Below are 13,148 nucleotides of genomic sequence, written 5' to 3' on the forward strand. Positions count from 1 at the left end.
CCTTGGCGTGTTAGTACAGAGACATTCCCGTCGTACCTGGAGGCACGCACCATGACCACCTTCGTGGACCGCGTCGAGCTGCACGTCGCCGCGGGTAACGGAGGCCACGGCGTGGCCTCCGTGATGCGCGAGAAGTTCAAGCCGCTCGGCGGCCCCGACGGCGGCAACGGCGGCCGCGGCGGCGACGTGATCCTGGTCGTCGACCAGGACGTCACCACGCTCCTCGACTACCACCACCACCCGCACCGCAAGGCCTCCAACGGCCAGCCCGGCGCCGGTGACCACCGCAACGGCAAGAACGGCCAGGACCTGGTCCTGCCCGTCCCGGACGGCACCGTCGTCCTCGACAAGAAGGGCAATGTGCTCGCCGACATGGTCGGCCAGGGCACCACCTTCATCGCCGGACAGGGCGGCCGCGGCGGCCTCGGCAACGCCGCGCTGGCCTCCGCCCGCCGCAAGGCGCCCGGCTTCGCGCTGCTCGGCGAGCCCGGCGAGGCGCGCGACATCGTGCTGGAGCTCAAGACCGTCGCGGACGTCGCGCTGGTCGGCTACCCGAGCGCCGGCAAGTCCTCGCTGATCTCGGTGCTCTCGGCCGCCAAGCCGAAGATCGCCGACTACCCGTTCACCACCCTGGTGCCCAACCTCGGCGTGGTCACGGCCGGCTCCACCGTCTACACCATCGCGGACGTACCCGGCCTGATCCCCGGCGCCAGCCAGGGCAAGGGCCTGGGCCTGGAGTTCCTGCGGCACGTCGAGCGCTGCGAGGTGCTGGTGCACGTACTGGACACCGCCACCCTGGAGTCCGACCGCGACCCGGTCTCCGACCTGGACGTCATCGAGGCGGAGCTGGCGCAGTACGGCGGCCTGGACAACCGGCCGCGGGTGGTCGTCCTCAACAAAATCGACATTCCGGACGGGCAGGACCTCGCCGACATGATCCGCCCGGACCTGGAGGAGCGCGGCTACCGCGTGTTCGAGGTCTCGGCCGTCGCGCGCACCGGCCTGAAGGAGCTGTCGTACGCGCTGGCCGGCATCGTCGCCGAGGCCCGCGCCGCCAAGCCCGCCCAGGAGGCCACCCGTATCGTCATCCGCCCGAAGGCCGTGGACGACGCGGGCTTCACGGTCACGCCGGAGGGCGAGGGCTTCTTCCGCGTACGGGGCGAGAAGCCGGAGCGCTGGGTCCGCCAGACCGACTTCAACAACGACGAGGCCGTCGGCTACCTCGCCGACCGCCTCAACCGCCTCGGCGTCGAGGACGAGCTGCGCAAGGTCGGCGCGCACGCCGGCGACGGCATCGCGATCGGCCCCGAGGACAACGCGGTCGTCTTCGACTGGGAGCCGATGATGGCGGCGGGCGCCGAGATGCTCGGCCGCCGTGGCGAGGACCACCGCATGGAGGCGCCGCGCCCGGCGGTGCAGCGCCGCCGCGACCGCGAGGCGGCGCGGGACGAGGCCGAGCAGGAGTACGAGGGCTTCCAGCCCTTCTGACGGCCGGACCCGCGCCCACGGGGCAACGGGGAGGCTCCCGGGAGCACGGGGGCCTTCCGCCCGTAGAGTGCGGTGGTACGCGGAGCGCCGCGCACGGAAACCTCCGTACGCGGCGGTGTGGGACAGACGAGCACAGGGGCAGGCAGTGGCAGGCGCAAGGCAGGACGTGACGGACGCCCGCAGGATCGTGGTCAAGGTCGGCTCGTCCTCGCTGACCACGGCGAGCGGCGGCCTGGACGCCGACCGGGTGGACGCGCTGGTGGACGTGCTGGCCAAGCACCAGGACAAGGAGATCGTGCTGGTCTCCTCCGGCGCCATCGCGGCCGGCCTGGCGCCGCTGGGCCTGGACCGGCGGCCCCGCGACCTGGCCCGGCAGCAGGCCGCCGCCAGCGTCGGCCAGGGCTTGCTGGTCGCCCGCTACACCGCCTCTTTCGCGCGTTACGGACGCCGTGTCGGCCAGGTCCTGCTCACCTCCGACGACACCAGCCGCCGCGCCCACTACCGCAACGCCTTCCGCACGCTGGACCAGCTGCTGGCGATGGGCGCCGTGCCGATCGTCAACGAGAACGACACCGTCGCCACCGACGAGATCCGCTTCGGCGACAACGACCGGCTGGCCGCCCTGGTCGCCCACCTCGTACGGGCCGACCTGCTCGTCCTGCTCTCGGACGTGGACGGGCTCTACGACGGCGACCCGGCCACCCCCGGCACCTCCCGGATAGCGGAGGTACGCGGCCCGGCCGACCTGGAGGGCATCTCGATCGGCAGCGCGGGCCGGGCCGGCGTCGGCACCGGCGGCATGGTGACCAAGGTCGAGGCGGCCCGGATCGCCGCCGCGGCCGGCATCCCGGTCGTGCTGACCTCCGCCGTACACGCCGCCGAAGCCCTGTCCGGCGGCCCCACCGGCACCCACTTCCTGCGCACCGGCCGCCGCTCCGCCGACCGGCTGCTGTGGCTGGCGCACGCCTCCACCCCGCGCGGCGCGCTGGTGCTGGACGACGGGGCCGTCGAGGCCGTGGTCGAGCGGCACTCCTCGCTGCTGCCGGCCGGTATCGCCTCGGTGGAGGGCGAGTTCAGCGCCGGCGACCCGGTCGAACTGCGCGACACCACGGGCCGCGCCGTCGCCCGCGGCCTGGTCAGCTTCGACGCCCGGGAGATCCCCCGGCTGATCGGCCGCTCCACCCGCGACCTCGCCCGCGAACTCGGGCCCGCGTACGAACGCGAGGTCGTGCACCGCGACGATCTGGTCGTACTGGACCACTGACACCTGTCACGAGGGAGGGCGAACCGACCGGGATCGGTCCAAAGACCAGCCTTTCCACGGAGACCTTCTCGAAAAAGCCCCCGCGACGGGCCGCGGGCTGGTCAACTTTGTTGCGGGGACGCGTCAGGGGAGCGCCGTCCCGCGCGCGAGCGCGCGCTACGTCACAAGCAGTGCCGGACCACTGCCGAGGAACCGCCCGCGAACGGGGCCCGGAGCAGCGCGACGCGCGGTGCCCCGGGGCGTCCCGGCGCGCAGGCGCGTCCCGCGGCGGCCGGCAACGGCGAAGAGGACCGCATCGATCGGCTCCGCGCGGACGAGCGGAGCGCTACGCACAACAGGAGGCCGCCGGTGAGACGAGGGCGCCCAGGGGCACTGCCCCGAGGGACGGCGGAACGCGCACTGACCAGCGTCCGGGCCGCCGGTCCGGCCGGCGCGGCGGACGACGACCGGGCCGGGCCGGGGCCGGCGGCGCACGGGCGGCCGGCGGGCGAGCGGCGCGAGGCGTCCCGGCTGTGGCACGTCACCCTCAGCGTCTCGGGGGCCGAGGCCCCCGTACAGGAGGTCCGGCGGGCCCTCGAACAGCTCGCACACGACCACCCCTTCCTGCTGACCAGCCGCTACGCCGGCGACCACGCCGAGATCCGCTACTGGGAAGAGGCCCGCGACCTGCACGACGCGGCGGCGGTCGCGCTGCGCCTGTGGGGCGAGCACCGCTCCTCGGCCGGGCTGCCGCCGTGGGAGATCGTGGGCCTGGAGGTCATCGACCGGGAGACGTACCACCAGCGGGTCGCGGAGGGTTACGGGCCGCCGCCTGCCGCTCGGATGGGGGTGCACCCGTACTGAGGCTCGGACGGAGGTGCGTCCGTACGGGCGGGATCGGCGGGCGGGGTCGCGTTCTGAGGGGCGGTGTGTGACGGGGCTGGTGGACGGCGGTGTCGTGTGGGGTGGGGTGGGCCCTGGTGGACCGGGGTGTCGTGTGGGGTGGGCCTCGGTAGTCGGAGGTGCCCTGTGGCACGGACCCGGTGGACCGCAGTGTCGTGCGGGACGGACCCCGGCAGAGCGCGGTGCCCTGCGGCACAGCCCCCGGTGGACCGCGGTGTTCTGCGGAACTGACCCCGCCGGACCGCGGCGTCTCGGTCACTGGAACGCGGCGGGTCCCGGTCCGCCGCCCGGCTAGGCTTTCCGCCATGACCAGCGAATCAGCGCACTCCACACCCGTCATCGAGACCGCCCGGCGCGCCAAGGAAGCGGCGGCCGTCCTGGCGCCGCAGCCGCGCACCGCGCGCGACGGCGCGCTGCTCGCCATCGCCGACGCCCTGGTGGCCCGTACGGAGGAGATCGTCGCCGCCAACGCCGGGGACGTCGCCAAGGCACGGGCCGCGGACACCGGCGAGTCCCTCGTGGACCGGCTCACCCTGACCCCGGAGCGGGTCACCGCGATGGCCGCCGATGTCCGGGACGTGGTGGCGCTGCCCGACCCGGTGGGCGAGGTGGTGCGCGGCTCCACGCTGCCCAACGGCCTCGACCTGCGGCAGGTCCGCGTCCCGCTGGGCGTCGTCGGGATCATCTACGAGGCCCGCCCGAACGTGACCGTGGACGCCGCCGCGCTCTGCCTGAAGTCGGGCAACGCGGTGCTGCTGCGCGGCTCGTCCTCCGCCTACGCCACGAACAGCGTCCTCGTCGAGGTGCTGCGGGACGCGGTCGCGAGCGTCGGCCTGCCCGCCGACGCCGTACAGCTCGTGCCGGGCGAGAGCCGGGACTCGGTGCGGGAGCTGATGCGGGCGCGCGGCCTGGTCGACGTGCTGATCCCGCGCGGCGGCGCCTCGCTGATCCGTACGGTCGTGGAGGAGTCCACCGTCCCGGTGATCGAGACCGGCACCGGAAACTGCCATGTCTACGTGGACGAGCACGCCGACATCGACATGGCCCTGGACATCCTGATCAACTCCAAGGCGCAGCGGCCGAGCGTGTGCAACGCCGCCGAAACGGTTCTGGTGCACGCCGGCATCGCCGAGACGTTCCTGCCGCGGGCGCTGGAGGCGCTGACCCAGGCCGGGGTGGTCGTGCACGGCGACACGGCCTGGCAGCAGGCCGGTCCCGGCCTGGTGGCGCCCGCCACGGACGAGGACTGGGCGGCCGAGTACCTCTCGTACGACATCGCCGCGGCCGTCGTGCAGGACCTGGACGCCGCGGTGGCGCACATCCGCCGCTGGTCCTCCGGCCACACCGAGGCGATCGTGACCACCTCGCAGGCGGCGGCCCGCCGCTTCACCCAGCTCGTGGACTCCACGACGGTCGCGGTGAACGCCTCCACGCGCTTCACCGACGGCAGCCAGTTCGGCTTCGGCGCCGAGATCGGCATCTCGACGCAGAAGCTGCACGCCCGCGGCCCGATGGGGCTGCCGGAGCTGACCTCGACGAAGTACGTGGTCACGGGGGACGGCCACACGCGCTGACCGGACGGGCGGGGAGCGCCGCACACTCCGGCGGTACGGGCGGGCGGCACACCGGTGCGCGCGGAATTCCCGTATCTCCCCGCCCACGACCGGCCGCCCGGGGCTAGTCTGGACGGGTGCCGGACGACGTGGGGGGCAAGCCGTTCCCGGACGGCGAGGAGCCCGACGAGCACCGCCATCCGAGCCACGGGGCAGCGGACGAGGAGTTCGCCTCCGTGGTCCTCGACGAGGACTTCGTGCGGTCCGCGCGCTTCCACGAACCCACCGCGGTCGAACGGATGCTGGCCGCCGCCCGGGCCCGCGCCGAGGCCGACGCGGCCCGCGCCCGCCCGGGCTTCGGCACCGACCCGGACGCCGACGGTCCGGACGGCCGGCCCCGTGGCTCCGGCCGCCGACACGGCCGCGGCTCCGCCGACGCCGGTGCGGCCGCCGACCCGGACGCGTACGGCCCCTATGGCCCGTACGGCCCTTACGGTGGTGCCCTGCGCCCGTACCGCTCCAGCGTCCGCTGGCACCGACCGGTGGCCTGGGTGCTCGCCGTGATCATGGGGATCGGGCTGGTCGCGCTGGCCTTCTCCGCGGTCTACCGGGGCGCCTCCGGGGGGCGCACCCAGAACCCGACACCACCGCCCGCGACCAGCGGCGTGGACGGCCCGCCGGCCGTCCGCCCCAGCGTCCTGCCCTCGGCGTCCGCCTCGGCCGCCTCCGAGGCGCCGCCCGTACCGGCCACGCCGCGCGCTCACTGACCGCCCCGGTGCGCCGGACGCCTCCGTCAGGGCGCCCGGCACGCCGCAAGTGGGGGGCGCGGCTCCGTAACGGCCCGCCGAACTTGTCCCGTACCAGGGCGTTTACCGGCGGCCCCGCGGACCTACTCTTGTGGTATGGCCGGTGCTGGTGACCCTCCCGAAGGGACCCCCGAGGGCGCCGCGGGAGGCGGAGAGGACGAATACCGATCCGTCGTCTTCGACGAATCGTTTGTACGGGCTGCACGCCTTCAGGAGTACTCCGCAAGGGAACGCATGGGGGACCACGCACGGGCCGTACGCACCCGGCACGCCTGGGCCCGGCTGGGCGGCGCCCGGCAGGCCGTCATCCTCGCGCTGCTGATCGTCGTCGCCTTCGGCACCGCGATCTACATGGGCATCCGGCATCCGTACCGGCCGCCCGAGCCGATGGCGGCCGAGCCGCTGCGGTCCACGGTCGTGCCGCTGGCGCCGTCCGGCGCCGTGCCGGGCGGGAAGGCGGCGGACCTCTTCGCGCGCAGCCCGGCGGCGCAGTACCGCGTCGGCGCCGCGGGCGTCAACCTGCCCGCCGTCGGCCGCACCGAGCACTTCTCCGACGGCCAGGTCGTCTCCGCCCTGTCCATCGTCAAGGACTATCTCGTGCGCTCCTCGATCGACCCGGCCACCTTGACGGGCGGGTCCGTACGGCCGGTGGGCCTGCTGCTGAAACCCAGCCAACTCGACCAGTTCGACCGGAGCTTGGCGCATCCGGCCGACGACGGGCGGCACGCGGCCACCGGCTGGCTGACCCGCTTCGACCCGGACTGGGTGGAGCTGGCGGACCCCAACGTGCGGGTGAGCGGCACCCTTTCGGCCACCGAGGTCAGCGCGGACGCGCTGGAGGTCAGCGCCGACTTCACCTTCGCCTACGCGGTGCGTCCGGTCACCGCGAAGGGCACGGCGGCCCGGCAGGCCCCCGCCGCCTCGCTGTTCACCGTGCACCGCGATCTGCGCTTCCGCATCGGGCGCGACGATCTGAACGACCACCGCCTGGAGGTGTTGCAGAGCAGCCTCCAGGCGGGGCCGATGTCCTGCTCCGCCGGCGCGGCGAGCGAACTGCGCCCGTTGCTCGCGGGGCAGCGCGCCGCGGACACCGGCCCCGAGGGCACCGATCCGTACGCCCGCGGCCGGGCGAACACGGGGCTGTGCGGAAAGCTGGCGGCCGGCGCCCAGCCGAGTCCGGGCCCTACGGGCCGCTGACGGCCGGCCGAGCCCAGGCCCTGCGGGCCGTTAGCGCCCACCGAGCCGGGCTTCTTCGGGCCGTCAGCGCCCAGCAGAGCCAGGCCTCTTCGGGTCGTCGGCGCCCAGCAGAGCCAGGCCTCTTCGGGCCGTCAGCGCCCCGGCCGGGCTCTTGCCTCCTGGCCGTCGGCGCCCCCGGCCGGGCCCTTGCCTCCCTGGCCGTCGGCGCCCGAGCGGGCCCTCGCCTTCCCCGCCGTTGGTGCTTCCCCGCCGTCAGCGCCCGGCCGGTCCCTCCGGGCCGTTGGCGTCCGGGCCGTCCGTGCCGCCGGTGCCGTTGGCGCCGCCCGGCCCGCCGGGCCGGGAGCCGCCGCGGAAGACCGTGTCCCGCAGCTTGCCGCCCAGGTCGCCGGCGCCGCCGGCTATGTCGCGCACCAGGCCCATCAGCGGGTCCTTGCTGGTGCGCACCGACTCGGCGTAGTGCGCGGCGGATTCACGGAAGGACTCGGAGACCGAGGTGTCCTTGTCCTCCTCCTTGCGCGGGTAGTGGCCGTCCATGATGCGCTGGTAGTCGCGGCTGGCGGACCACTTCTTCAGCTCGGCGGCGCGCACGGTGGTGAAGGGGTGGCTGCGCGGGAGCATGTTCAGCACCTTCAGGACGGAGTCGCGCAGGTCGCCGCCGGCCTCGTACTCCTCGGCCTGCCGGAGGAACGCGTCGACGTTCATCTCGTGCAGGTGGTTGCCGCCGGCCAGCTTCATCAGGCCGCGCATGGACGCCTGGAGGTCCTGCCCGACCAGCAGGCCGGCCCGGTCCGCCGACAGCTCCGACTTGCGGAACCACTCGCGCAGCGCCGTCACGATCGCCATCACCGCGACGTTGCCCAGCGGGATCCAGGCGATCTTCAGCGCGAGGTTGGTCAGGAACAGCAGCACGGTGCGGTAGACCGCGTGGCCGGACAGGGCGTGGCCGACCTCGTGGCCGATGACCGCGCGCATCTCCTCCTCGTCGAGCAGCTCGACCAGGCCGGTGGTCAGGACGATGATGGGCTCGTCCAGACCGATGCACATGGCGTTCGGCTGCGGGTCCTGGTTGACGTACATCGGCGGGACCTTCTCCAGGTCCAGGATGTAACACGCGTCGCGCAGCATGTCGTTGAGGTGCGCGAACTGCTGGTCGCTGACCCGCACCGAGTCCGACAGGAACATCAGCCGCAGGCTGCGCTCCGGCAACAGGCCGCTGAGCGTCTTGAAGACGGTGTCGAACCCGCTCAGCTTGCGCAGTGCCACGAGCGCGGAGCGGTCCGCCGGGTGCTCGTAGGCGCGGGACGAGATTCCGGGGAACCGCCTGCGGTCCCGGCTCGGTACGCGCTCGCTGCCGCCTGGGCTCTCCGTCATTGGGGCCTCCCCCTGTTCGACTGCGTGGGATTCAGACTAGAGGACGCCACTGACAGCCGTTTGGATGCCCAGGCGTACGCTGGCGAGCGCACCAGGGGCGCGCAGATGCCCACATGCCCGTACAAAGGGAGCGCTTGACTCATGCCGAACACGAGCGTGCTGCTCGCCGCCGCGGCGGAGACCTCGAAGAACGACGGGCCAGGCTGGGTCCTGCGCACCGTCCTGATCGTCGGCATCCTCGGCGCGGTGTTCCTCGCGTGGATCCTGCTGCGCAATTACGGGAAGGACGACAGGGACGGCAACGGCAACGACAACGGCCACGGCGACGACCGCCGCTGACCGGCGCCGTCCCGTACCGCCGTCCGCCCGCTCGTCCGCCGGGGGCGGGCACCGCGCGCACCCGCGCGCACGGGCGTGCGAGCGCCCTCCTGGCGGAGTCGGCGTGAGCCGCGACCGGGCTCACGCATACGATGTGGCGGAAGTCTCTGTCCGAACCCATCCTGGATTGGCCTAGCCGACGATGAGCCTGCACACCACCGCACAGCACCTGGTCACCCTCGCCGAAGGCGGTCAGGAGGGGGGCGGCCACGAAAGCCTCAGCCCGTTCGTCACCGGCGGCGGTGCCCTGATTGCCCTGCTTCTCCTGCTGTGGATCACCACCCGCTTCAACCGGGACCGCTGAGGGCGGGCACCCGGACCCCGGCACCCCGCTGCGCCCAGTAGGGTCTGCACGCATGGGAGAGCAGACAGGGCCCGTGAAGCGGCGGCTCGGAGTGATGGGCGGAACGTTCGACCCGATCCATCACGGACACCTGGTCGCCGCCAGCGAGGTGGCCAGCCAGTTCCACCTCGACGAGGTCATCTTCGTGCCGACCGGGCAGCCGTGGCAGAAGAGCCACAAGACGGTGTCCCCGGCCGAGGACCGGTATCTGATGACGGTCATCGCGACCGCGTCCAACCCGCAGTTCTCCGTGAGCCGCATCGACATCGACCGCGGCGGCAAGACCTACACCATCGACACGCTGCGCGAGCTGCGCGACCAGCACCGTGACGCGGACCTCTTCTTCATCACCGGCGCCGACGCGCTCGGCCAGATCCTGACCTGGCACGACGCGCCGGAGCTGTTCTCGCTCGCCCACTTCATCGGGGTGACCAGGCCCGGGCACATACTCGCCGACCCCGGGCTCCCCGAAGGGGCGGTGTCCCTGGTCGAGGTGCCGGCCCTGGCCATCTCCTCGACCGACTGCCGGGCGCGCGTCGCCCAGGGGGAGCCGGTCTGGTACCTGGTTCCGGACGGCGTCGTGCGCTACATCGACAAGCGCGAGCTGTACCGCGAGGACCCGGCCGGCCACGACGGCCGTTGACATCTGCTGACGACGGCCGCCGACGACGGCCGCCGACGGGGCTCACGGAAAGGGGCACCGGTGAACGACCGACAGGACCCGTACGTGCCGCAGGACCCGTATGCCCACCAGGAGCAGCAGGGACGGCAAGCGCCTCAGCAGGGCCGGCCGTACGCCTATGACGCCTACGGACAGCCGGTCTACCAGGAGGCGCCGCAGCAGGTCGCGTACGACCAGTACGGGCAGCCGGTGGGCTATGACCCGTACGGCGGACAGGCCCCGTACGACCCGTACGGGCAGCAGCAGCCCGGATCGGGGCACCAGGGGTACGGCTACGACCCGTACGGCCACCAGCAGGCCCCCCAGGACCAGTACGGCCAGCAGTTCGACCAGCAGTACGACCAGTACGGCAACCCCCAGCAGGCTCACCAGCAACAGCAGCAGGCACCGCACCAGCAGCACCAGCAGCAACAGCAGGGGTGGATCCCGCAGCAGTCGGCGCAGCCGTCGTACGAGCAGGTCTCCTATCAGGAGCCGCAGCAGCAGCCGTACGGGCAGCCCGTCCAGCCGCCTGCCCAGCCGCCCGCCCAGGAGGCCGACGGCCGGGCGCCGCACGGCCGGACGGCGGACACCACGGAACGGACGGCGGCCCCGGGCCCCGGAGGCGCCCCGGACACGGACTACCGCACCGAACAGTTCTCGTTCATAGAGGAGCCGACCGAGGACTCGGAAGACGTCATCGACTGGCTCAAGTTCACCGAGAGCCGCACCGAGCGGCGCGAGGAGGCCAAGCGGCGCGGGCGCAGCCGGAAGGTCATGCTGATCGTGCTGCTGGTCCTGCTGCTCCTCGGCGGCGTCGGCTACCTGTGGTGGGCGGGCAAACTGCCCGGCCTCTCGGGTGCCGAGGCGGGCAAGGAGGGCGGGGCCGCCGGGCAGAAACGCGATGTGCTCGTCGTGCACCTGAAGGACCCGAAGGGCAACAGCAGCACCGCGCTCCTGGTGGACAACGAGGGCGCCCACAAGGGCACCACCGTCCTGCTGCCCAACAACCTCGCGGTCTCCACCGAGGACGGCGGGGCCACGACCCTGGCCAAGTCCGTCAAGGAGCAGGGCATCGACCCCACCAGGGAGGCCCTGAACACCCTCTTCGGCGCCGACATCAAGGCCAGCTGGCGGCTGGACACCCCGTACCTGGAAAACCTCGTCGAGACGACCGGCGGCATCACGGTGGACACCGACGCCACCGTCCCCGGAGCCAAGAAGGACGACAACCCGCTGGTCAAGCAGGGCAAGGCGCAGGAGCTCAACGGCCAGGCGGCCGTCGCGTATGCCACCTACCAGGCGCCCGGCGAGCCGCAGACCAAGCAGCTGGCGCGCTTCGGCCAGGTGATGCAGGCCACCCTGAAGAAGGTCTCCAGTGACGCGGACGGCGCGACGGCCACCGTGAAGTCGCTCCTCCAGGTCCTGGACCCGCCGCTCACCGAGGCGGAGCTGGGCAGCTCGCTCGCCCAGCGGGCCGAGCTGGCGAAGTCCGGCGCCTACGGGACCACCCTGCTGCCGGTGCAGCCGGACGGCACGCTCACCCAGCAGGCGGCGGACAGCGTGGTCAAGGAGGTACTGGGCGGCACCCTCAAGAAGACCGACCCCGGCGCCACCGCCCGGATCAGCGTCCAGAACGCCACCGGCAAGAAGGAGGCGACCGACAAGGCGCGGATCGCCCTGGTCAACGGCGGTTACTCGTTCGTCGACGGCGGTACGGCGGCGGCGAAGCCCGCCTCCGAGGTGACGTACGCGGACGCCGCCCAGAAGGCGAAGGCCGAGGAGGCCGCCAAGACGCTGGGCCTGCCGGCCGGCGCGGTCAAGCAGGGCAAGGCCGCCCCGAACGCGGACGTGACCATCGTCCTGGGGCAGGACTACAAGGGCTGAGGGAGGGCGGGGCCCGGCACCGGGCCCCCGCCCGTAAAGTCCGGCGGGAGTGTCGGCGGTCCGTGAGACCCTTGGTGGGTACCTGACCACCGATCCCGAAAGCTGGATTGTGACCGCCACCGACCGCTCCATCGAGCTCATCCAGGCCGCCGCGCAGGCGGCCGCCGACAAGCTCGCGCACGACATCATCGCGTACGACGTCAGCGACGTGCTCTCGATCACCGACGCGTTCCTGCTGGCCTCGGCCCCCAACGACCGCCAGGTCAAGTCGATCGTCGACGAGATCGAGGAGCGGCTGAACAAGGACCTGGGCGCCAAGCCGGTGCGCCGCGAGGGCGACCGCGAGGCCCGCTGGGTGCTGCTCGACTACGTGGACGTCGTCATCCACGTCCAGCACAGCGAGGAGCGCGTCTTCTACGCCCTTGAGCGGCTCTGGAAGGACTGCCCCGAGCTGGACCTGCCCGAGGAGGCCAAGGCCACGCGCGGCAAGGCCGCGGCGCACGCCGAGGCCACCGCGGCCGAGCAGGACGGAGAGCTGAGCTGAACGGCACCAAGGGCGGCCGGGGCCGCCGCATAGTCCTGTGGCGCCACGGCCAGACGGCGTGGAACCTGGAGCGCCGCTTCCAGGGCACCACCGACATCGAGCTGACCGAGGAGGGCCTGGCCCAGGCGCGCCGCGCCGCCCGGCTGCTCGCGGCCCTCGAACCGGACGCGGTCATCGCCTCCGACCTGCGCCGCGCCGCCGCCACGGCCGGTGAGCTGGCGGCCGTCACCGGCCTGGAGGTCACCTACGACGAAGCGCTGCGCGAGACGTACGCGGGCGCCTGGCAGGGCCTGACCCACGAGGAGATCGTGGAGCGGTACGGCGAGCAGTACGCGGCGTGGAAGCGCGGCGAGCCCGTGCGGCGCGGCGGCGGCGAGCTGGAGACCGAGGTGGCCGACCGCGCGGCCCCCGTGGTGGAGCGCAACGCGGACAAGCTGCCGGACGGCGGCACCCTGGTCGTGGTCAGCCACGGCGGCACGATCCGTACGACCATCGGACGGCTGCTGGGCCTGGAGTCGCGCCACTGGGAGGGCCTGGGCGGCCTGTCGAACTGCTGCTGGTCGGTGCTCGGCGAGGGCGCCCGCGGCTGGCGCCTGCTGGAGCACAACGCCGGCACGCTGCCGGAACCGGTGCTCGGCGACGACACCTGAGCGGGCCTTCCGCGGGCCGCCGCGAGGCCCTGCGGACCGCCCCGCCGGAGGCCCGGAGGGACCGGATTTCACATCCGGGCAGGTCGCAGGCTAAAGTTCTTCTTGTTCGCGGCGCCGCCGGGGA

The 13,148-nt window shown here is 73.2% G+C and carries 13 protein-coding genes; 12 read left to right on the forward strand and 1 reads right to left on the reverse strand.

The genetic code is table 11. The features are described from left to right. Nucleotides 1–51: 51 nt before the first annotated feature. From obgE to CP973_RS08095, 6 genes are all read left to right on the forward strand, one after another. Nucleotides 52–1,488, forward strand: coding sequence for a GTPase ObgE (gene obgE / locus CP973_RS08070; RefSeq protein WP_150238856.1), 1,437 nt, complete (start codon nt 52–54; stop codon nt 1,486–1,488). Nucleotides 1,489–1,633: 145 nt separating this feature from the next. Continuing rightward, the gene (gene proB, locus CP973_RS08075; RefSeq protein ID WP_466119496.1) at nt 1,634–2,752 is read left to right on the forward strand and encodes a glutamate 5-kinase; all 1,119 of its coding nucleotides are present in this window, start codon (nt 1,634–1,636) and stop codon (nt 2,750–2,752) included. Nucleotides 2,753–3,100: 348 nt separating this feature from the next. Further along, a complete protein-coding gene (locus tag CP973_RS08080; protein ID WP_150238857.1) occupies nt 3,101–3,595 on the forward strand; it encodes a hypothetical protein in 495 nt (164 codons plus the stop codon). Between the two features lie 221 nt (nt 3,596–3,816). Further along, on the forward strand, nt 3,817–5,208 hold the full coding sequence (locus CP973_RS08085) for a glutamate-5-semialdehyde dehydrogenase (RefSeq protein WP_280119015.1): 1,392 nt from the start codon (nt 3,817–3,819) through the stop codon (nt 5,206–5,208). A 116-nt stretch (nt 5,209–5,324) separates the two neighbouring features. Then, on the forward strand, nt 5,325–5,954 hold the full coding sequence (locus CP973_RS08090) for an SCO2584 family spore wall biosynthesis protein (protein WP_150238861.1): 630 nt from the start codon (nt 5,325–5,327) through the stop codon (nt 5,952–5,954). A 135-nt stretch (nt 5,955–6,089) separates the two neighbouring features. Continuing rightward, nucleotides 6,090–7,190, forward strand: coding sequence for an SCO2583 family membrane protein (locus CP973_RS08095; protein WP_167538287.1), 1,101 nt, complete (start codon nt 6,090–6,092; stop codon nt 7,188–7,190). Between the two features lie 252 nt (nt 7,191–7,442). On the opposite strand, the gene CP973_RS08100 is transcribed toward CP973_RS08095, so the two are convergent. Continuing rightward, nucleotides 7,443–8,561 (reverse strand): M48 family metallopeptidase, encoded by a 1,119-nt coding sequence (locus tag CP973_RS08100; protein ID WP_150238865.1) that lies wholly within the window; start codon nt 8,559–8,561, stop codon nt 7,443–7,445. Between the two features lie 141 nt (nt 8,562–8,702). Between CP973_RS08100 and CP973_RS08105 the strand changes: the two genes are divergently transcribed. From CP973_RS08105 to CP973_RS08125, 6 genes are all read left to right on the forward strand, one after another. Then, nucleotides 8,703–8,900 (forward strand): hypothetical protein, encoded by a 198-nt coding sequence (locus CP973_RS08105; RefSeq protein WP_150238867.1) that lies wholly within the window; start codon nt 8,703–8,705, stop codon nt 8,898–8,900. Between the two features lie 181 nt (nt 8,901–9,081). Beyond that, complete coding sequence (locus tag CP973_RS39900; RefSeq protein WP_004571988.1) at nt 9,082–9,243, forward strand: hypothetical protein; 162 nt, start codon at nt 9,082–9,084, stop codon at nt 9,241–9,243. A 52-nt stretch (nt 9,244–9,295) separates the two neighbouring features. Further along, complete coding sequence (nadD, locus tag CP973_RS08110; protein ID WP_150238869.1) at nt 9,296–9,925, forward strand: nicotinate-nucleotide adenylyltransferase; 630 nt, start codon at nt 9,296–9,298, stop codon at nt 9,923–9,925. Between the two features lie 60 nt (nt 9,926–9,985). Next, nucleotides 9,986–11,830: an LCP family protein gene (locus tag CP973_RS08115; RefSeq protein ID WP_150238871.1), complete on the forward strand. Its 1,845-nt coding sequence runs from the start codon at nt 9,986–9,988 to the stop codon at nt 11,828–11,830. A gap of 109 nt (nt 11,831–11,939) precedes the next feature. Continuing rightward, nucleotides 11,940–12,374, forward strand: coding sequence for a ribosome silencing factor (gene rsfS / locus CP973_RS08120; RefSeq protein WP_030588905.1), 435 nt, complete (start codon nt 11,940–11,942; stop codon nt 12,372–12,374). Next, nucleotides 12,371–13,024: a histidine phosphatase family protein gene (locus CP973_RS08125; RefSeq protein WP_150238873.1), complete on the forward strand. Its 654-nt coding sequence runs from the start codon at nt 12,371–12,373 to the stop codon at nt 13,022–13,024. Before rsfS ends, CP973_RS08125 begins: the two co-directional genes overlap by 4 nt. The last annotated feature ends 124 nt before the right edge of the window (nt 13,025–13,148 follow it).

Origin of the sequence: Streptomyces albofaciens JCM 4342 (assembly GCF_008634025.1) — a bacterium.
GTDB lineage: Bacteria > Actinomycetota > Actinomycetes > Streptomycetales > Streptomycetaceae > Streptomyces > Streptomyces albofaciens.

Excerpts from the sequence above, each read along its gene's own strand:
- CP973_RS39900 (WP_004571988.1), top strand. The coding sequence starts at position 9,082 with ATGAGCCTGCACACCACCGCACAGCACCTGGTCACCCTCGCCGAAGGC.
- obgE (WP_150238856.1), top strand. The coding sequence starts at position 52 with ATGACCACCTTCGTGGACCGCGTCGAGCTGCACGTCGCCGCGGGTAAC.
- nadD (WP_150238869.1), top strand. The coding sequence starts at position 9,296 with ATGGGAGAGCAGACAGGGCCCGTGAAGCGGCGGCTCGGAGTGATGGGC.
- CP973_RS08105 (WP_150238867.1), top strand. The coding sequence starts at position 8,703 with ATGCCGAACACGAGCGTGCTGCTCGCCGCCGCGGCGGAGACCTCGAAG.
- CP973_RS08095 (WP_167538287.1), top strand. The coding sequence starts at position 6,090 with ATGGCCGGTGCTGGTGACCCTCCCGAAGGGACCCCCGAGGGCGCCGCG.
- CP973_RS08100 (WP_150238865.1), bottom strand. The coding sequence starts at position 8,561 with ATGACGGAGAGCCCAGGCGGCAGCGAGCGCGTACCGAGCCGGGACCGC.